General features: G+C 38.8%; 20 protein-coding genes. 4 read left to right on the top strand and 16 right to left on the bottom strand.

The features are described 5' to 3' along the window. Positions 1-19: 19 nt before the first annotated feature. Positions 20-1,030 (bottom strand): Ldh family oxidoreductase, encoded by a 1,011-nt coding sequence (locus AC5YGD_RS00600; RefSeq protein ID WP_496141633.1) that lies wholly within the window; start codon positions 1,028-1,030, stop codon positions 20-22. Between the two features lie 309 nt (positions 1,031-1,339). Here AC5YGD_RS00600 and AC5YGD_RS00595 point away from each other — a divergent pair, with 309 nt between their 5' ends. Further along, positions 1,340-2,113, top strand: a complete 774-nt coding sequence (locus tag AC5YGD_RS00595; protein ID WP_496141632.1) for a nitrilase-related carbon-nitrogen hydrolase — start codon at positions 1,340-1,342, stop codon at positions 2,111-2,113. 6 nt (positions 2,114-2,119) lie between these two features. On the opposite strand, the gene AC5YGD_RS00590 is transcribed toward AC5YGD_RS00595, so the two are convergent. The 8 genes from AC5YGD_RS00590 to AC5YGD_RS00555 all read right to left on the bottom strand — a co-directional run bounded on the left by AC5YGD_RS00590 (position 2,120) and on the right by AC5YGD_RS00555 (position 8,608). Continuing rightward, positions 2,120-2,812, bottom strand: coding sequence for a glutathione S-transferase family protein (locus AC5YGD_RS00590; protein ID WP_496141631.1), 693 nt, complete (start codon positions 2,810-2,812; stop codon positions 2,120-2,122). 28 nt (positions 2,813-2,840) lie between these two features. Next, a complete protein-coding gene (locus AC5YGD_RS00585) occupies positions 2,841-3,473 on the bottom strand; it encodes an MORN repeat-containing protein (RefSeq protein WP_496141630.1) in 633 nt (210 codons plus the stop codon). Further along, entirely contained in the window at positions 3,466-3,660 is a 195-nt protein-coding gene (locus AC5YGD_RS00580) for a hypothetical protein (protein WP_496141629.1), read from the bottom strand. The genes AC5YGD_RS00585 and AC5YGD_RS00580 overlap by 8 nt, the downstream gene beginning before the upstream one ends. 8 nt (positions 3,661-3,668) lie before the next feature. Continuing rightward, the gene (locus AC5YGD_RS00575) at positions 3,669-4,760 is read right to left on the bottom strand and encodes an oxidoreductase (RefSeq protein ID WP_496141628.1); all 1,092 of its coding nucleotides are present in this window, start codon (positions 4,758-4,760) and stop codon (positions 3,669-3,671) included. A gap of 93 nt (positions 4,761-4,853) precedes the next feature. Further along, a complete protein-coding gene (locus tag AC5YGD_RS00570; protein ID WP_496141627.1) occupies positions 4,854-5,981 on the bottom strand; it encodes an alpha/beta hydrolase in 1,128 nt (375 codons plus the stop codon). Positions 5,982-6,004: 23 nt separating this feature from the next. After that, on the bottom strand, positions 6,005-6,784 hold the full coding sequence (djlA, locus tag AC5YGD_RS00565) for a co-chaperone DjlA (protein ID WP_496141626.1): 780 nt from the start codon (positions 6,782-6,784) through the stop codon (positions 6,005-6,007). Positions 6,785-6,797: 13 nt separating this feature from the next. Further along, complete coding sequence (locus AC5YGD_RS00560; protein ID WP_496141625.1) at positions 6,798-7,106, bottom strand: hypothetical protein; 309 nt, start codon at positions 7,104-7,106, stop codon at positions 6,798-6,800. 92 nt (positions 7,107-7,198) lie between these two features. Then, entirely contained in the window at positions 7,199-8,608 is a 1,410-nt protein-coding gene (locus AC5YGD_RS00555; protein ID WP_496141624.1) for a tetratricopeptide repeat protein, read from the bottom strand. Positions 8,609-8,830: 222 nt separating this feature from the next. Between AC5YGD_RS00555 and AC5YGD_RS00550 the strand changes: the two genes are divergently transcribed. Beyond that, positions 8,831-10,621 (top strand): ATP-binding cassette domain-containing protein, encoded by a 1,791-nt coding sequence (locus AC5YGD_RS00550; protein ID WP_496141623.1) that lies wholly within the window; start codon positions 8,831-8,833, stop codon positions 10,619-10,621. 4 nt (positions 10,622-10,625) lie between these two features. Further along, positions 10,626-10,847 carry a hypothetical protein gene (locus AC5YGD_RS00545; protein WP_271541667.1) on the top strand — a complete coding sequence of 74 codons (222 nt, stop codon included), beginning with the start codon at positions 10,626-10,628 and terminating at the stop codon, positions 10,845-10,847. A 277-nt stretch (positions 10,848-11,124) separates the two neighbouring features. On the opposite strand, the gene AC5YGD_RS00540 is transcribed toward AC5YGD_RS00545, so the two are convergent. Next, positions 11,125-13,371, bottom strand: coding sequence for a hypothetical protein (locus AC5YGD_RS00540; protein ID WP_496141622.1), 2,247 nt, complete (start codon positions 13,369-13,371; stop codon positions 11,125-11,127). Positions 13,372-13,633: 262 nt separating this feature from the next. Here AC5YGD_RS00540 and AC5YGD_RS00535 point away from each other — a divergent pair, with 262 nt between their 5' ends. Beyond that, positions 13,634-15,265 (top strand): choline dehydrogenase, encoded by a 1,632-nt coding sequence (locus AC5YGD_RS00535; protein ID WP_496141621.1) that lies wholly within the window; start codon positions 13,634-13,636, stop codon positions 15,263-15,265. A 44-nt stretch (positions 15,266-15,309) separates the two neighbouring features. Here the strand turns inward: AC5YGD_RS00535 and AC5YGD_RS00530 are convergent, their stop codons facing one another. The 6 genes from AC5YGD_RS00530 to AC5YGD_RS00505 all read right to left on the bottom strand — a co-directional run bounded on the left by AC5YGD_RS00530 (position 15,310) and on the right by AC5YGD_RS00505 (position 20,574). Further along, positions 15,310-15,480, bottom strand: coding sequence for a hypothetical protein (locus tag AC5YGD_RS00530; protein ID WP_496141620.1), 171 nt, complete (start codon positions 15,478-15,480; stop codon positions 15,310-15,312). Beyond that, positions 15,449-16,432 carry a hypothetical protein gene (locus tag AC5YGD_RS00525; RefSeq protein ID WP_496141619.1) on the bottom strand — a complete coding sequence of 328 codons (984 nt, stop codon included), beginning with the start codon at positions 16,430-16,432 and terminating at the stop codon, positions 15,449-15,451. Before AC5YGD_RS00525 ends, AC5YGD_RS00530 begins: the two co-directional genes overlap by 32 nt. 250 nt (positions 16,433-16,682) lie before the next feature. Next, complete coding sequence (locus AC5YGD_RS00520) at positions 16,683-17,345, bottom strand: redoxin domain-containing protein (RefSeq protein WP_496141618.1); 663 nt, start codon at positions 17,343-17,345, stop codon at positions 16,683-16,685. Between the two features lie 312 nt (positions 17,346-17,657). Further along, complete coding sequence (locus AC5YGD_RS00515) at positions 17,658-18,686, bottom strand: ester cyclase (RefSeq protein ID WP_496141617.1); 1,029 nt, start codon at positions 18,684-18,686, stop codon at positions 17,658-17,660. 192 nt (positions 18,687-18,878) lie between these two features. Further along, positions 18,879-19,283 carry a hypothetical protein gene (locus AC5YGD_RS00510; protein ID WP_496141616.1) on the bottom strand — a complete coding sequence of 135 codons (405 nt, stop codon included), beginning with the start codon at positions 19,281-19,283 and terminating at the stop codon, positions 18,879-18,881. Between the two features lie 229 nt (positions 19,284-19,512). Beyond that, a complete protein-coding gene (locus tag AC5YGD_RS00505) occupies positions 19,513-20,574 on the bottom strand; it encodes a hypothetical protein (RefSeq protein ID WP_496141615.1) in 1,062 nt (353 codons plus the stop codon). Positions 20,575-20,594: the final 20 nt, after the last annotated feature.

The raw sequence follows: 20,594 nt of genomic DNA, 5'->3' as shown, positions 1-20,594 counted from the left end.
AACTCATAAGTCAATGAAACTACGCAGTTAATAACTCAATTTTTTCGTAAAGATCTTTGGAGATGGTGATCGTTTGTGACTTTTCTCGCACCTTCCTTTTTTCAATGCGCTTGTCACCCGGAAGCCTTGTTGATGGCTGCTCAAGGATTGCACCTACTAAGGTTTCAGTTCTCTCTGCAAAACTCTCTCCAGAGAAAAAACTAGGGTCAATTGCAATAATTAACTGACCAACACCTGGTGAATCACCCTCAGCGTTGAGAAAAGAACTCGCCTCAAAGCCAAAGTTAGAGCCAGTAAGTCCAGCTGCAAGCATCTCTACCATAAGTGCAAGCGCACTCCCCTTGGCATCTCCAATAGGAAGCATTGCCCCCTCAAGTGCTTTTTTTGCATCCGTTGTTGGCCTGCCTTCTTTATCTATAGCCCAGCCCTCTGGAATTTTTTCATTGAGTTGGTTGGCCACCATCACCTTGCCGCGCGCTACCTTACTTAAGCTCATATCAATGACTAATGGAGGAGCAGCTTCTCTTGGCGAAGCAAATGCAATCGGATTGGTTCCAAATAAGGGTTTTGATCCACCCCATGGCGGAATTGCTTTAGGCGTATTACCAAACATCAATCCAATAAGACCATCTTCAGCGAGTCTTTCAACATGCCTTCCAGCCTGGCCAAAATGATGCGAGCGAGAAATGCTTGCAGCGGCAATACCAAAGCTCTTGCAAGTCTTTGTTATTTCACTAAGGGCTAATGAGATCGCAGGAAATGCAAAGCCATGATTGGCATCAACTCGAATAACGCTCCCCTTTGAACTTAAGAGCGAGGGAGATACATTGCCAGCGACCTTACCAGACAATACCTGCTCAACATAAGAAGGTATTCGCGATAAGCCGTGCCCAGCCTGGCCATCAAACTCAGCGTTGATTAAGGCGTCAGCAACTTCCTTTGCATTCTCATCAGAAGTCTGGTTATTTATTAAAGCATTAAATGCCAAATCCCAGGCCTCTTTCTCGCTTATCTGCAATGTTTTTATCATCAAAAGTCCCTATAAAATTAGAAATTAAATTATAGTTATCTTCAGAGCCCTATAGTTGATTTTTTCTAATGATAAGTTTCTCCTTAAAAACACGAATTGCTTTTTATTTCAGTATTTTCTGGTTACTGTTTTCGTTTTTCATTGCGACAACCTACTCAAAGCTTAATGATCAAATAATTATTAGTTGGTTTGATCTTTACAATGTTTATTGGCATATATTCTATATCGTTGGTTCCCCCGTATGGATTTACTGGATTGTTATAAAGCCCTATAATTGGATCAAAAAGATTCGTAAAACGCGAGCAAAAAATGAAAATTAGTGCAGGCATATTTCAATACAAAATGCGCGATGAAAATCCTTTTAAAAGGATTCAAAGGCTAGAGGAAAAATTACAGCAAACTGATGGGCTAGATTTAATCGTTTGCCCTGAGCTATTTCTTTCAGGGTACGGGAGCTTTGAGAAAATCAAAGAGTTTTGTGAGCAGAGTGATGGTGAGTTCGCAAACAAAATAAGCCTACTTGCAAAAAAGTATTCAACTGCCATTCTTTATGGATATCCAGAAGTGTTCAAAAACAGTCTGTTTAACTCAGCTCAGTATTTTGATAGTAAGGGCCTGTCTCTTGCAAACCATCGCAAAAAAATGCTGCCGCCTACTGCCGATGAATCAAAGATATTTAAACCAGGCAGCAAGAGTTCGATCATTATGGTCAATGGGATAAAGTCTGCGATCGTCATTTGTTATGAGCTAGAGTTTCCAGAAATCATTCGTAAATTAGCTCTACAAGGCGTTGAATTGATTATCACTCCAACCGGCCAGTCATCCCTTTGGCCAGCTGCAGCTCTTTATAATTGCAGAACTAGGGCATTTGAGAACGGAATATATGTGATTTATGCCAACTCTACTGGAAGCTTAAATGGCATCAATTTTATGGGTGAGAGCAAAATTATTGGGCCAGATGGGCTTGATGTTGTAAACGCTGGAACAACTGAAAAAGTTATCACAGGAGAGATCAACACCGCTGAAATATCATCAGTGCGTAATAAACTCCCCTACCTTGATGACTCAAGAAAGCTCAATTAGCTCTCTTTATATGCTGTCTGGAACGCCAAAGCTATACTCATCATCTCGAACTTTATCATGGTCATAGGTCTTAATTTTCCAGGTTCTGACGCGTGGATTTTTATTGATCTGGTTGTATAGTCTGACCAAGCCATCAAATGGGCGAATAACCTCCGCTGAGATATCATCAATAACGCCCGAAGCGATCCATCCCAAAAGACTCCAAACTGCAAGGTCAGCAATAGTCATACTGTCTCCAACAAACCAACCTGAGTTATTGGCATCTAAAATATCTTGTAAATAACCAAAGTATGTTGGCAGCTCATTAGAGGTCAACTCTTTTCGCATTACCTTCTTTCTTAATGGATCACTTTCTTTCATAGACGGACTTAAAAGTGCATTAATATTTTCAACAGCAACAACGATTTGATCGACCTTGCCCGCCTCAATAATATCCTCCGGATACATTCCGCCAAGCTTGCCACATATTCTTGCAATTGCCATTGTTTGCGCAATGCTTTCACCATTTATAGATAGAACGGGCAGTTCACTGAATGGGATTTTTGTGCCATCCTTCATTTTCCCATTCTCTTTAGCATAATCCCAATCCTCATCACTAGGCCTGAAGTCGTCAAAGTCTATATTTGCGATGAACAGAGGTAGTCTTGATATTTCAGCACGCCAAAAAGGTAAATCAAAATATATAATTTTTATGTCCACTAGCTCATCTCCAAATTATCTTAAATCTCTAATTATAGTTAATAAAAACATTATCCTTAAACTCTCCTTTCAAGCGCCTACCATCATTTGAATAAATCATAATTCCCTGGCCATTTCGCTCGTCATCTAACCACTCTCCTTCATAGCTACTGCCCTCTGCATATTTCCCTCTATCTTGATAGGTCATGACACCAAAGCCATTGCGCATATTATTTTTGAAGCCGCCCTCATACCTTCGGCCATCTGGATAGGTCATTACGCCATAGCCATTGCGCATATTATTTTTGAAGCCGCCCTCATACCTCTGGCCATCTGAGTAGGTCATAATGCCTTTACCATGAATAGCCCCATCTTTAAAATTTCCCTCATAGGTTTGGCCGTCTAGATGTCTAAATAAACCATTACCATTGGGCTTATTATCCTTAAAACCTCCAAAATATTTTGAGCCATCTATGGAGTCATAAACCCCCATTCCAGACATACAAGTTACTTTAGTCAATTCAATTAAGCATTCATCAACTTGTCCTTTATAAATACTTCCATCCGAAAAATCAATCCTGACAACCCCCTCTAATCCCTCAAGGAATAAATCATTTTTGTCTGCATAGACTTGGCCTGCAAGAATAAAAATAATTAGAGGTAGTATATTTATCCTAGCCACAAGCCCCTCCAAAACGACTTCGAATGATAATTTCTTTAGCTACAGGTGAACTGACGTTAAATTTCCGAGCAAGATAATCAATGCTTTTATGTTGATAGGTATAAAGCATTACCATCATATAAATTTCATCATCGGTAACTGCTGGACCATTATTAGAATGCCTAAATGATTTTTGCCCTCTTGCCATGTGATTAGTTACTCTGCATTTTTGCTTAGCTCTGAGGTGAATCCCCATTTACTTATGTAGTTGATAAATTTATCTGAAAGCCCTTCCTGCAATAAGTAATCTCTGGTAACGGGAATCTCTACAGGTGAAAACCGTGGGTTATCTTCATATAATTTTGGAAAATCATGGTGCAACATTCCCGCCCTTCCAAGCATGATCCAGTCCACTCCCTCAGACATCACTCGCTCTGCATCTATAGGCGTTCTTATACTTCCAGCAACTCCAAGGCGTGTATTTCCTCTTTCAAGTTCGGTGAAGTAAGAGAGGAGACTCTTGCCTTTAAACTCTTCCTCTTCTGGCTCTTTAAAGACGTCCCAAAGAGACATATCTAGGAAATCAATCTTGCCCGAAGTCATAAGCTCTTGAGCAATAATAATAACCTCTGCTAATTTCATATCAAACCTTTCAGGTGAAAGCCTAACGCCAATCATAAAATTTTTGTTACACTCTTTTCTTATGCCATCAATGATTTCATAAAGCAGCCTGCAACGATTATTAAGGCCCTGTCCATAAGCATCCTCTCTTTGATTAATTTCTGGGCTTAAGAATTGCGCAAGGATATATCCATGTGCAGCATGAAGCTCCACTCCATCAAATCCAGCTGACTCTGAAAGAACTGCAGCCTTAATAAAATCATCTCTCAGAGTTTCAACTTCTGTGAGGCTAAGCGCTCTAGCTTTAAATTTTTTATTGTCAGAAGGACAAACGGGAATTTGCCCTATTAACTCTTTTGGTGACCTCATCCCAGCATGGTGCAATTGGCAAATAGCAGCGCTTCCATTCATTTTTATTGTTGACGCTAATCTTTTTAACCCTTCTAGGTGAACATCAGAAAAGACACCTAATTGACCTGGAAATCCCTTTCCTTGGGCCTGCACGTGAGCTGCGCACGTCATGGTTAAACCAAAGCCTCCTGCTGCTCTCATAGTAAGCCAATTGAACTCTTCATTTGAAAGTACCCCATCTTCATAGCTTTGAGTATTTGTTAAGGGTGCGAGCATAAAACGATTCTTAATGCTTAGCCCTCGTGGAAAAGTTAACGGCGTTAAGAGTTTATTCATATTTTTCTATTAAGCATTCCTATCAAAGAAACAATTCTATTTATACTAAGATTTTATTTCATTTTGTCATTACGAGAACTGTTATCCACTTATCTAAATTTTTGATTCATGATTTAGATGGTTATCAAAAAAGCCAACAATCTCATCCTCAAGTTTTTTAGCTAATTCATGAGCAGGAATTTCACCAGACAAGCCAAGTGTTTGCATATAAGGCGAAAAAAGAGGCGCATCCGAGTAATCAAAATGCTCTGTCCCTTTTAAAAATAAAGTTGATTGGCTTGAACTGCTATCAAGAAACTTATTAAGCTGCTGGTAGTTAAGTGGATCAGGCCATGACTCCCTGCCAATATAATAAAAAGGCTTATCAGAGCCGCTATCAATAATATCAAGTGGCACTGGTATCATCCACCCATCAAGTGCTATTGCGGCGTCAATACGCTCGTCTTGGATGCTGGCAATTAGACTTGTTGCTCCTCCATAAGAATGACCAAAAGCACCAATATGCTCCATATCAACAACAGACCAAACTTCGTCCCCCTTATGCTTTTTGATGCCGATAGTGTCAATCATAAAACGAATATCACTTACTCGAGTTTTGAGCTGTGGATTACGTAAAGCCCAAAACTCATCTTCACTTAATTCACCTTCATATCCAGACCTAAAATCTGCAATGGTTCCGTCCTTAAAAAGTGTAAGGCTTGCGTCATATGCATGGTCTACAGAAGCAACAATATAGCCCCTACTCGCTAGCGCCTCGAACTGCGCTGTATTTTGAAAACGCATACCCCAAATGCCGTGCGAAAAAAGAACCAAAGGGGCCTCTTCTATCTGTTTATTCACAGATGCGTCAAGGACTGAATGCGTAGCTATGTTTCGTAAATGATTAAAAAGAAATTGGGGGATCTCCAGAATACCACTTAAAGCTGGTAGCCACTTATCTGCTGACACCAAGTATGGAACTGGATCTGAATTTGTATCTTCGCTTGGGTACCAAACCTGAACAATCATGCGTCGTTTGTCATCTTTTTCTTCTGTAAACCACTCGTCACGTGAGTCATCGGTCCATTCAAATATTCTTGTTCCAACATCATAGATGCCTGATGGAGTGGGTAGGTCTGATAATGGTATTAACTTTGGAATAATTACTCTATGACCTAGTGCGGCGATTATTGTTAACGCAATAAATCCACCCACTAACAACTTGACTGATTTTTTTATCATTTAATACGAGTGGTGTAACTTAATTAGCGCATGCCACGGTGCTTTTTAATGAGCTCATAAGCACTAATGATTTCTTGAGTTTTATCATTTGCTAATTTTATCATTTCATCTGGTAAGCCTTTAGCAACTAGTTTATCAGGATGGTGCTGAGCTAATAGTCTCCGGTAGGCTCGCTTAAGCTCTTTATCAGCAAGGCTTTTATCAGCGCCTAATATTACGTATGCATCATCGATTGTTAGTTTGCTAGATTTGCCACTCGCAACAGAAAACTGCTGAATAAGTCGCTCTAGTTCATGAATAGGGAAGCGCAGTTTTTGAGCAATATATTTAAGAGCGTCATACTCTTTATCATCGAACACACCATCTGCATATGTCGCTTGAATTTGAATCTCTAAAAACATCCGGACTAGGTGTGTGCGCCTATGACATTCGGTGCGAAACTGCTCAAGCACTTCGTCTAGGTTAAAATCTTGTTGTTTGCCTTGGTTAAAGAGCTCTTTTGCAGCTTTTTGCATATCTTCAGATAACTGCATGTGCTGCATAACTTGCTGAGCTAGAAGAATTTCAGACTTTGATACCTTACCATCTACTTTGGCAATGTAACCCATAACTGAAAATACACTACTAAAAAATGCTGCTTGAACGCGCTGCTTGTCGCCAGGCATATAATCTGAAGCAGAACCACGGAAATTAGACTTGCCTTTTGAAAGGTTACCCGCGAATGCAACACCGAGCATCGCACCAAGTGGGCCGCCAATCATATAGCCTAGCGCCCCGCCTAAAACTGATGTCCACCAACTCATAGTCGAGGTTTCTTCATAAAGTTATCTTGTACGTGAATCTAAAACGCAAACCACTACCCGTATTTGCCTTTGCAGAAGGCTTAGGTGAGGGAAAAACAGTTCCGTGTTCACTAATATAGGTCGCTTGACTTGTTAACTCAATAACCTCAGAATCGTTAAAGCATACTATCTTTCTCGTATAAATCTCTTCTGAAATATGCTCAGGAATTATGTCTGCATCCATCCATCTACAGAGGTCCTCATTAGTCCAATCATCTAAATAGTTTGCATATGAAACACTTATTAGGCAACTTAAGAATACAAATAGATATTTTTTTATCATAATCACAATTATAAATAATAGGTGTAAAGGGTAAGTGAAGATTAGGAGTAGTTTTCTATATTTTTTTTAAATTTTCTACTTCGATAAAATTATTAGAGGGTAGTTAGGTCAAATGAATTAAGTCGTGCTCTAGCTCGATCATGAATCAACTGATAATGGATTTTATTTTGGTTTAATAACTCAGCACTTGGATCTCCAATACCCTTTGCATAATCTATCCACTTTCGAATAATTAGAATATCACTTAGATTCAAACCAGGAAGGCTTACTCTTAATTTATCGTTGTGGAAGAAAGGTTCATTTTTATCATGAGACTCTTCAATAACTTCCCACTCTTTTTTATAGTTCATTACTTGTGGCCCTGTATTGTTGATTTCTTTATAATCAGGATAAGAAATTGCATATTCTGAGCAGCCTCGTTTAACTGTTGAACACAATCCTAGGCCAATACTTTGTTTAATGGTTATATCAAGATACTCAGATATTTGATTAGCTTGCTTCAAGGAAGAGCAATATATAAGCCCCTTATAAAATCCAGAAATTTCAGGTCTCAACTCTATCATGCATTTTCGAGTATTATTTTCTTGAAGATCCAATTGATCAAAAATAATAAATAATTTTATTAATTCAATTATTGATCTAGGTTCGACTTGAACTTTGTAACAGCTAAAACAAAACTCAGGAATTACATCATGTTTATCAAATATTAGCAGGTGTCTTTCACAGTTTAAGTTAACTGAATTTCGTCGAAAAGCCTGAGATTTTTTAATTTTAATATCTAAGTCAAATGAGTTTATATAATCCTGAGACTTTGCAAATAAACTTACAACCTGGTCATCAGTAATAATTTTTGAAATATTATCTTTTATATCAATTTTTCTAATTTTTTCATTAAGTTCCACTATCAGATGTGAATTATCTTTTTGAGGGATATAACTAGTGAGTAATAAAATAAGATTTTCTCTAGCTTCAGCATAGTCAGGCTTAATCTCTAAAGCCTTTTTATAGCTATTTATAGCTTCTTCTAAATCACCTTTATCCTCAAGAGCAATACCAACATTATTATAAGCCTCGGCATAGTCAGGCTTAATCTCTAAAGCCTTTTTATAGCTATCGATAGCAGCTTCTAAATCCCCTGTATCCTTTAGGATATTACCTGTGTTAAAGTAAGCGCCAACATAATCAGGCTTAATCTCTAACGCTTTTTTGTAGCTGTCGATAGCGGCATCTAAATCGCCATTATCCTTCAGGGCAATACCCATATTGTAATAAGCCTCAGCATAGTCAGGGTTAATCTCTAAGGCTTTTTTATAGTATTTAAGAGCAGCATCAAATTGCTTTAATCCAGCACTCGAAGCCCCAGAAATATTGCACAGCACAATTGAGTTTGGGAATGTTTCCAGCATTTGGCTAGATTCAGATAAAGACTGTCTTAATTTCCCATTATTGAAAAGGGTGACAAGAGGCTTTAAAATATCTAAGGGAGGGTCTTGGTTTTTCATTTAGTAAGTATATATTAAACATACAATTATGGATTCATTCCTAATGGAAGTCGAATTGAATTCAGAGCGTCAGATAGAGTACAAGTAGTAGTTTTTTTCATACTAGGATTGTATATCATCTTGGACTAAAGTCCAAATTTCGTTTGATGTGTGAGGCAATAATATCTCCATCAACAATCAAATAAACATGATAATGTTGTTTTTTATGCTGTTCTATCTTCGATGAATTCAAGCAGTAACCAAACTAAGGCTTACGATTTTAAAACCAGAGATATTAAGGTTTTAAAAAAGCTCCTGCCGTATTTACTCAAAATGCGAGCTCGTGTTATTTGGTCTGTTAGTTTTTTAATGTTGGCGAAATTGGCTAATGTTGGAGTTCCCCTTGCGCTAAGGGAGATCGTTGATGGTCTTGATCAGACGAATTTAGTCTTAGTGTTGCCGCTTGGCATGCTACTAGCTTATGGCCTTTTACGACTGGCAAGTTCACTATTTAATGAGCTTCGTGACGCCATTTTTGCCAAAGTCCGCTATCACGCGATGAACTTGATTGCACTTGGCGTCTTTAGGCATTTACACACCTTGGACTTATCCTTTCATTTGGATCGTCGCATTGGCGGTATTACCCGTGATATTGACCGGGGAACTCTAAGTGTCTCCACCTTACTCTCCATTTTTGTCTTTAATATTCTGCCTTCATTATTTGAGATATGTTTAGTAATCGGTATTTTATGGCTAAATTATGACCTTCTTTTTGCTGGCGTCTCTTTATTAACTGTGTTCTTTTATGTTTCGTTAACGTTGGCCATTACCACTTGGCGGATGAAGTATCGCTATCAAATGAATGATATGCAATCTGAGGCCAATACCAATGCGGTCGATAGTTTGATTAATTATGAGACCGTAAAATACTTCAATCAAGAAAAATTTGAAGTCGATCGTTACGGTGATACGATGCAGCGCTGGGAAGATCTTGCCACCAAAAGCTTTACTTCCATGACAGCGCTTAATTTTGTCCAAGGCGCAGTGATAGCTATCGGTGTGACCATTGTTTTGATTATGGCAGCACAAGGTGTAGTTGATAAGAGCCTTAGCTTAGGCGATCTTATTATGATTCAAGCACTCCTCTTACAGCTCTTTATTCCGCTCGGTGGTTTGGGCATTATTTATCGTCAAATAAAACATAATTTCATTGACATGAACAATATGTTCAACCTATTAGATCGCTCCTCTAAAGTTACCGATATTGCCAATGCGTCAGAGCTCAAAGTCACCCAAGGCGAGGTTAAATTTAACAACGTCTCTTTTGCATACGCTGGCAAACAGCAGGTGCTAAGCAATATTAACTTTGTTCTTAAGCCAGGACAAAAAGTAGCGATTGTCGGTCCTTCTGGTGCGGGCAAATCAACACTTGCTAAGCTGCTCTTTCGTTTTTATGATATCTCTAGCGGTGAAATATGCATTGACCAGCAAGATATTAAACAATTCACCCAAGACTCAGTGCGCGGCGTGATGGGCGTCGTACCTCAAGATCCGGTGATGTTTAATGAAAGCATTTACTACAATATTGCTTACGGTCGGACGGGTGCAACCGAAGCCGAAGTTAAACAGGCAGCGAAGCTCAGTTTTATTGATAGCTTTATTGACTCCTTGCCGCAAGGCTATGACACACTGGTTGGCGAGAGAGGCTTAAAACTCTCAGGCGGAGAAAAGCAGCGCCTAGCGATTGCCCGAGTGCTGTTAAAAAATCCAACGATATTGATTTTTGATGAGGCCACTTCGGCGCTTGATTCATATTCGGAGAAAATGGTACAAAAGGCGTTAGCGAGTTTGGCGCATAAGCACACAACGCTGGTGATTGCTCATCGCCTTTCCACCATTGTCGATGCCGATCAAATTATTGTGCTTGGCAATGGTACTATTGTCGAGCAAGGCAAGCATCAACAGTTGCTAGATCTCAATGGACAATATGCGAGACTTTGGCAAATACAAGTCAATAAGCAAACCCAGGGGTAGCATAATGAAAAGTAAAGTTTTAGAATGGTTTGGAGTTGTAACAGCAATAATGTACTCAATGATGGTGGCATTGAATATTGGAGTCGAATTTACTGGCTTTCTTTTATTGTTAGTATCAGCATTTTCAATTGGATATTGGGCTTATCTAGGAAGACATAAAGGGATACTTTTTCTTCAGTTCTTTTACGCAACAGCAGGAATTATTGGAATGGTTAGATGGTATTAGATTATTTCTAACTTGAACTAAAGTCCAAACTTCGGTTTTTGTGTGAGGTAGATGTTGTGCAGTATTGAAGACTAAGAGGAGCAAAGACTTCACTGGAGAATTAATCATAAATTTTCCATTATAAGCCTCAATGTTAGTTCTTTATTCTTAGCTGGATGCCGCTCTTTGGCAGCTTCAGGAAACAATACTAGTAAATTATTGCTCTCGCCAACAATTAGTCCTTAAAAATGCACACCACTTTTAATAAAGCAATTAAAAGTGGTGCTTAGACAATCTCCTACTGGGCAATCCCATCAATAACCTTGTATCCACTTGGTAATCCCGATACATTTAACCGATCGGCCCAGGTCTTAGTTGTAGTGATAGTAATGGCAGGATTGGGTGTACTCAATGTTACATTATCCAAACTCAAGTCCCCACACTGCCCACTCGCTAAGACTGGATTTTTCTCAATACCAACGGCTTTAAGAACAAGCTCTCTCCCAGCAAGTTTTGCTTTGCCATTAAATATATCGCCATCCTTAAGACTAATCTCACGAATCCAATCACCGTCCACTTCATTGGAAGGAATTCCATGAAGGCCACCGTCATATTCTAAATAGTAGCCGATGTTGTTGTATGTTGAATCACCATTCAAATCATTGGCAGTTAGATGGGTGTAGTCAAAATTGATGGGATCTGAAAACTGATGGAACGCACTTGTAGAGCGTTTTTTAAAGTTGATCGACTTATTCCAATCTTTTGAACCACTGAACCATATGTAACTAACTGGCAGTTCATCCATATCCCACCAATCTGATACTGATGACCCAGAAGGGGCTAACCTCAATTCAAATCTAATATCATTCGAACTACTGACACTCGGATCTAATACGACAGCAGTATTATTGTATTCAAGCAGCATGTTACTTGAATCAAAAGTAAATGCCTTACCCGAGGTGGAAAAAGCACCTGATTCTTGATTATTAACAGCCGTTTCATCCCATGTATCAAGACCTGCCAAGGTTTGTGAGACCTCTCCCTGCGGACAAAATCCGTAACAAGTAAAAGATAAGTTGCCACCCGACAATTCACTACTCCAAGGCTTTATCCATTCCTCAGCCCAATAAATTACTGTACTACTACCGGTATACTTGACCTGTTGATTTAAACGCCTTGAGTGAGGCCATCTACTCTCTCCAGAGTCGTTCGCTGCGTTTAATTCAGCAAGAGCAGCTACGTATCCCGTTACAGAATCATCAGAAACAAAAGTAGACCCGTTCCATTTAACCTTATAATCTTTTTCAGTAGTTCGATACCAATAAACTAACTTTTCATCGGTTGCTAGCGTTCTAGTGCCTTTAGTTCTCTTTAATAACTTGCCTGCAGACCTGACAACATCGTATACATAGCCGTTACTATCATCTGAAGTTATAACAGTCGGGTTGTCAGCCTCAACATCAGTCCAAAGATTCCACTTATCAGCCCAGCCGCGCTTACCTGCAACGCCTCCCAAGGTGTACGTCACTGGAAAACCACCATTCATATTTAGCGATGCGCCAGTATCTTTGTAAAACATTTTATAATCCCAAACATTTTGCTTTTTGTTGTTTTGAGAAGAACACACTGCAGTTTCACCAGTTTTTTGCTCATGAATATAGTCAGCATTAAAATTAACTTTAGAAACCTTACGAACAATGTCAGCTGCGAAATCTGAGGTCCATTTGGGCTCATCAAGTTTTGCCATTCCAACTAGAGCGCCTGATCCATCAATCTCAATAATCATAGTGCTATAAGTATCAAAGTGTTCACGAGCGTCCGTCTGATCTGATCGTGCAATTTTAAAAACTGCACTTACGTAGTTTTTACCATTTTCACTATAGGCCTTAATAAGTCCATTCCAGGAAGTTTGAGTCGGAGCTAAAGCGGCAAATTGATTGTAAGTAAGTATAAATTCTCCTAGGGGCTGGGAAGAAGAAGGCTCTTTGGTTATCTCCATATCGAAAACCATTGGCCACTCATAATTTTCTTCTTCCGCTCCGTAAGGTATTGAAACCCACATAGTCTGCTTATATGGAGCTGTCGCAGAAGAGCGAGATGTTGTTACTATCATTTCACGATCGACAGGTCCCACACCAACTAAAGGATATAAACTTGAAGGAAGGCGACAAAGTTTTGCATTATGTTTTGCACGGTATGTTGCGTTTGGGTAATCATCTAGATTAGCCAATTTCATAATACATAAGAGATAGTTAATCTCTTCCAACATCTCTGTTCCAGAGGTTGTTTTAACCCAAGAATAAACCGGTTCTTTTGAATAATCCGAAGTTGATCCACCAAATGAGGCAGAGAAACCAGACGAGTTTGAAGATGAGGCGTTAAGTGAAGATGAATTTGAATTGTTTTCGGGCACTACAGGAATATTCCTTGGAGAAGCCATACCTTCAATTGGTATTGGAGTGCCAGTTCCACCACCACATGCTGAAATGAAAACTGAAAGCAGCAGTAAAAGAAAAAGTGGTGGAAACTTGGATAACAATCTCATAATATACCCCAGAAAATTAATAGTATTCTATACCCAATTGAACTAACTGTTCAAAATTTATTAATCAATAATTTGCACAATATTAAAGTTTGTTTCTTACCATAATACTATCATGAGGTTAATAAAAAAGATATTAAGGTGAAATGAGCAGAGGATTACTCTGGAACTGAATATCAACTAGAACTAAAGTCCAAATTTCGTTTGATGTGTGAGGGAGAGTTAATTTAAACTATTGCTTAAAGTGTTTTAAGCGTTGAGTTTTATGGAAAATTATGATTATGTAATAGTTGGCGCCGGCTCAGCAGGTTGTGTACTTGCAAATAAGCTTGGTGAAGATAAGAAACATAAGATCTTAGTTTTAGAGGCGGGTCCAATGGATTACAATTTGATGATCCATATACCTGCTGGTGTTTATAAAGCTTACCGAAACCCAAAGATAAACTGGAATTATTCAACCGAGAATGAACCAGAGCTTTTTGATCGAAATGTTCCAATGCCTCGAGGTAAAGTTGTTGGAGGCTCTTCGTCTATTAACTCAATGGTTTATATGCGAGGTCATCCATTAGATTATGATCGCTGGCAAACTGAATGTGGGTTAAAGGATTGGTCTTATGATCAATGCTTACCTTATTTTAAAGAAGGAGAGAATTCAGATCGTGGTGAAGATGAGTGGCGAGGAGGTAGCGGCAATCTTGGCGTCACAAAAGGTTCTTTTGATAATCCTTTGTTTGATGCACTTGAAGAAGCGGGACGACAATCTGGACAAGGTTATTCTGAAGATCTTAATGGTTTTAATCCCGAAGGTATAGCAAGGCTTGATGCAACCCGAAAACATGGGCGTCGATGCAGTGCTGCTGGAGCATATCTAAGGCCAGCCCTTGCTCGAGGAAATATAACGCTCCTCACAAAAGCACAGGTCATGAAAATAAATATTACAGGTAATTCAGTAAATGGGGTTTCCTTTAGGCACAAAGGAAAGCTTCATTCAGTAAAAGCTAATAAAGAAGTAATACTATCGGGTGGGGCAATAAACTCCCCACATTTACTGATGCTTTCTGGTATTGGCCCATCAAAGCATCTAAAAGAGCATGGAATAGACATTCATACAGATCTCCCCGGTGTTGGCCAAAACCTTCAAGACCATTCATGTGTCATATTACAATACGCATGCAAAAAAAGTTTTCCAATACATAAAGTTAATCAACCTCATCGAAAATTAGCAACCGGTATAAGATGGGTCTTTACTAGAAAGGGAATCGCAACTTCAAATATTTGGGAAGCGGGTGGACTGATAAAAAGCAGTCCAAGTTTAGCATATCCTGACATTCAGTATCACTTTGGTCCAGTAGGAATTGAATATAATGACGACAAAATATCCTTACTACAAGCTTTTTCAATTCATGTAGATCATCTGCGACCTCGAAGTAGGGGGCAAGTAACTCTAAAGTCTGCAAATCCACTTGAAAAACCATTAATGACATTTAATTACTTCCAAGACTCAGAAGATTTAGCTGATATGGTGAATGGATTTAAAAAAGCGCGTGAACTCATTTCACAGCCTGCATTTGATGAATTCAGGGGGGTCGAGTTAATACCGGGTCCACAAGTGCAATCTGAGGCTGACATTGAGCAGTTTATAAGAGATGCCGCGGAGACCGATTATCACCCCAGCTGTACTTGTGCTATGGGGGGCGGTGAAATGGCAGTTGTTGATGACCAAATGAAAGTACACGGAATCAAAAATCTTCGCGTGGTCGATGCCTCTGTTATGCCGCAAATAATTTCAGGAAATTTAAATGCCCCAACTCAAATGATAGCTGCTCGTGCAGCAGATATGATTTTAGGAAAGAAACAATTAAGGCCTATAAAAGCAACTTTTGCGTTTGATGTGTGAGGGAGGGCTAGATTAGTGCTTAACAAAGGTGAACCTGAGAACAGTTAAGTACTTGTGCCAGTTCCAGCTACTAACTTAATAACAGTTGGAGCAAGGTTTTCAAGTGGACTAACCCATAACTCTTGTAACTTGAGACGAGGGTAGGTGTACTTAGTGAGCTCTTGCCTCACCACCATCGGTTGCTTAGTTAATAGCCGGCCTATCTTTACAACCATAAAATTTTTCTGGGTTAAACGTGAATCCACCAGTATTTCTTCTACAGAAAACCTCATACGGGTCCCAAGAGTCCTCTGCTGTTGGTGTTAGATAAACACTCTTTGACATGTCAGGGCACTCCTGAATATTATGGCGGTAGTAGGTATCATTGAATTTGTCTATTATTCGACTCATCCCATTACGATTCTCACCCATTATATCATTGCCTTGAATATGGCCGCTTTGCCCAATATCTCGTTTACCACAGGTAAATCCAACTCCTTGGGTGTGTATCAACTCGTGCAAAATCACCGCCTCTCTTTCATCTTGAGAATAAGATTTAGCAGCCGGAATGAACACTGTCATCAGCGCAATACCGCCCTCACCACCCTTGCTGTTCCCCTCGTACGTATTAAACCCTACCAATATCGCATACACTTTTCTAGAATTATCAAACCCTGCTTTTCTTATATAGTTAAATATATAACTTGCAGGCACTTGAACAGAATTAATCGTTTTTTCAGGAACAGTTGCCCTTAAAAAAGTGATATCCAACTTGCTATCTAACCTATAGTCGAGCTTAAACTGTTGACCAACTCCCTTAGAATTTGGACTTAAAGCTGACCAATACAGAAGGTCTGCATTAGCTTTTAATGCGAGTTTTTCAATCCAGCCATTAACATCTAATCGCTTGTCGGGCGTGTCGGATGCTAGAAAGTAAATATAATGCACTTGGTAATCATCATTTACATCAGATTGATCTTCTGTGAAGCGCCCTGAAACAACAATATTCACACTATCATCTTCACTTACGCCTGAAGCACTTCCAGTAACAAGCCCACCACAGTTATAAACAAAATAACTACCATCAGCAGAAATACTCTTGACTGGCTCACTGCCATCAGGGCACGAGCCCGCAAAACTTTGAGCTGAGAAGAAGGATAGAATTAAAAGTAGGAGCAGTTTCTTCATACTAGGATTGTATATCAACTTGGACTAAAGTCCAAATTTCGTTTCTTGTGTGAGGGAGGTATTATTAATACTTAGCGAAGTTCAATGAGCCTCCCCCCGTAGCCCTAAGAGTCTGAATATATATCCGTTTGGATTGCGAAGCCACAAGACTTACATTCAAAAATCCAATTTAAACCAATGCCACTACTTGACACATTACCCACAATTTGGCCCCTGCCAAGTTTGCTATTTTTGCTTTTGAATAAACATTCTATTTAGAAGGATCTGGAACTTTTCTTAAATAAGGTTTTAAAGTTTTCCAACCATTTGGGTATAACTTTTTAGCCTCATCATCTTTAACAGCAGGAACAATAATCACATCTTCACCTTTGTTCCAATTCGCCGGAGTAGCAACTTTATGTGTAACTGTTAATTGCATGGAATCGATAGCTCTCAATATCTCATTAAAGTTTCTTCCTGTTGCCATTGGATAGGTTAAAAATAATCCAATTCTTTTGTCTGGTCTAATAATAAAAACAGTTCTAACTGTTTGGTTATCAACTGCAGTACGTCCCATGGATTCAACACCCGCATCGTCCTCTAACATATTATAGAGTTTTGCAACTTCCAATTTCTCATCAGCAATGATTGGATAATTTGGTTTGCTTCCTGATACGTCTTTAATGTCTTCTAACCACTTAACATGATCAGAAACTGGATCCACACTTAAACCAATAACTTTTACATTCCTTGCATCAAACTCAGGTTTCATCTTAGCCAATTCACCAAGCTCAGTTGTACAAACTGGTGTAAAGTCTTTTGGGTGGGAAAATAATACTCCCCAACTATCTCCAAGCCAATCGTGAAAAGATATATCTCCCTCTTGAGTTTTGGCTTTGAAATCTGGAGCTATACTGTTTATTTTTAGTGTCATTTTTTTTCCTTTTGGATTTTTTTAATATAAATTTATTTTTTTTAATTATAGTAATTAAAAGTGTTTATTTAAATTAAATAGAATAAAAATATTTTATTTCTAATTTTTTAGTAGATTAGTAGAATTATTTTCTATAAATTAACTTAAATACCAAGTCCTCTTTGAAGTATGAGGGAGGGATTATTAATAGTAAGCCAAGCTCAATGAGCCTCCCCCATACCTTCAAAGTCTGAATAAATAAACGAGGGATGGTAGTTATTTATGAATATTATTCAATGAGTCATATCGATAACGATTAACAACTATCTATTTTTATAAGTCCAATTTAATATCCACCGCTTCAAACACATCATAGTCAAGCTGCAACAACATATCGATAAGATCGACAAACACCCAATTCTCAACTAGCAGATCGCCATCGCGACGCCACCAGTCGGCAACACGAACTGCGAACAACTGTCCCGAAGCTTTCACTCCCAACCAGTCCTTTGTCAAATAGCTTCCATGAGACGGCCATCCACCGGATGCCACATAATTTCCTTCTGCAAATCTGGTGAAATGTCCTTTGACAGCTTTATCTAAATCTGAGCCGGGTTCACCGGTTAAACCAGTTTCTCCTTTTCGGCGTGGATCAAAAACACTTTCGTAAGGCATTTGGAACCGAGCAAAACCATCAATACCGATATAACTACCATAACCAGCCGGTCCGTACCACATCATGTTTTCATGCCAGTAGGGACGCCATGCCTCGTCTTTTGTGTAAAGGCACTTCAACATGTCAAAGACCATATTGACGCTTTTTTTACTCTCAGCATCATCTTGTGGCGCCATCACAATCCCATCACAAGTAATGGGGCCAGGAATAAAAAACTCTTCACCAACGCTTGGAACAGGCAGTGGCCAGCGATCAATCTGTCGCATCAGGTCAATAATGTCAAAAAATAAATAGGATTCTAATGCGCGACCATCTTCCATGCGGTGAAATTCGCCAAATCGTATAAACACAATTTGTCCAGTTGCGGGAATCCCCATCCAGTCTTTCTTAAAGGTTCCAACAAGATGACCATGGCCTGTCACCCAGTCACCACCCTTAGCATTGCCAGAAAAAAGCAATTCAGTACGGCGATAAAGATCGGGCATGGCATATAGCAATGGTTTATACAATGCCTCATACAAGCCAGCAAAACCATTGACAAAATTTATTGGTGCAGTGACATGAATGGCTGCATTCTCGCTATGGAATTCCTTACAGGCGGTGAATAGCCCTCCACTTGCGTTTATACGAAATGTGTCACAATACTTCTTGTATGCCGCCTTATTGGCTTGGCGTGGATCGATCATAATAATCCAAATTGATATATAGTTTAAATTGCAAATTATACAAATTTTATTATCACTTAATTAGAAAAGTCCAAACTTCACTTCATCTGTGAGGGAGGTTAAAAAATTAAGGCCCTTATATAGGGCCTCATCTTATTCTAGTTCTCTACGACTATCTTATTTCTCTGCAATAATTATAAAGATTACTTCGAACTAGTTCCACTCCCAAATATCCCAAGTGGCACTTCCTTCTGCATCAACATCAAAATGGTAAACACAACAAACACCATTAAGACTTGAAAGTGATGGTGCAGATGCTTGAAAATAACACGCCCCTCTAAATTTTGACCCGCCTTCAGCTGTAAAAGTACCCATTCCTGTTGCCCTGAATGTGGCTACTCCATCCTGTGTCATTATTACACCTTGATTAGGGCACTCGCCATAAAGTGTGCCATCTTCTCTCATACTGGAATTATAAGTTGCCATACTTTGGACTTCTGCTCCGGCAAGTGTTCCAACACCTTCTGTAGAAGTGCTGAACTTAGGCAATGAACCTTCAGCTGACAACACTTTATTTGTTGCAGGTCCAGAAATTGAACCAATCTTTTTTCCTAACATATCATTTTCTCCTTTGATTTTGATAATATTTATTAATGCCTTAGATTAAACTTTGGCAGATTTTTCAGATACAGTCATAAACTATACAACCGTAAATTAATTATATGTCAATTTGAACCAAAGTCCAAACTTCGTTTTTTCTGAGAGGGAGGTATTATATGTATGTAGTCGATAGTGACAGGGGGTCCCCCGTACCTTCAAAGTCTGAATATATATGCGAGGGAGGTTTTTATTTGGGAATAATCTTCAAAACTTCTGAGAATGGCTGAGTTATAAATGCATTAAATTCCTTTATATAGTCATCAGAGGATTTTCCAAAGTTTTTTTTGAATGAGCCTTCAAAGCCAAGTTCATCAATGTCTTGATAAAAATTGACTCTATGCCTCTCTTCTCCTTCATTATGGATTAGGTATGCAGTAAACCAAGCGCCAATATTGTAAGCATCATGACCGCCTATTTCATAAGTTAAACTTTTTAAATTCATATTATATTTTTGTTTGTAAGCCTTTATACTTTCACTTAACTTTCTTTTCATTCTTTGCCTCAGAGAGCCTTTGCTATCTGGATTTTGATGATACAAAAGCTGTGCTCTATATTCGGCACCACCTTCATGTAACCAAGGTCTTTTTACATAGTCACCAGTCATTTTCTTATCTCTTTCGCATGGAATATTTCTATTGTCACTACACTTACCAGAAATATGAGCTATTTGATGAATATGAAAATATTCATGTAATAAAACAATCTTGTAGTCTTCCTCAGAGGGTCCTGGTCTTTTGCTGCTCATGATTAGAGTATCAAAGTCGTATGAAAGATGTGATTTTCTATAAGAACTAACTGCTGCTCCGCCTTCATCAACATAACGTGTAAAAATTTGATAATTTTCATTAGCACAGTCCCACTTTTTATTCCATCCACTGTCTAATTGGATATGTCTCTTACAAAAATCATTCTCTAATTTAATTGCTTCAGATTTATTTTGACCAATTACGTAAACTTCAATTGGTCCATAGCTTCCCCATGCATCTGCGCCAACTTTGAGCCACTTTTGAACAATTTCCAAAGTGTAGTTAGTAATGTCGGGCGTTAAAAATATTTGAAGATCTTTTGAAAGAGTTTTTGATGATTTTTGTTCGCCTGTATCGCCTTCAGCTTGAGTATCACAGTTAAAAACAAAATAGGTTCCATCCGCAGAAATACTCTTTACTGGTTCGCTACCATCAGGACAGCCTGCTGCGAAACCTTGAATTGAGAAAAAGGATAATGCTAGAAGTAGTAGTAGTTTTTTCATGGAGGCTATTATAGACAAGT

The sequence above is a fragment of the Candidatus Pseudothioglobus sp. uisw_070 genome (genome assembly GCF_059512545.2).
This window is presented reverse-complemented; position numbering and strand designations above follow the sequence as displayed.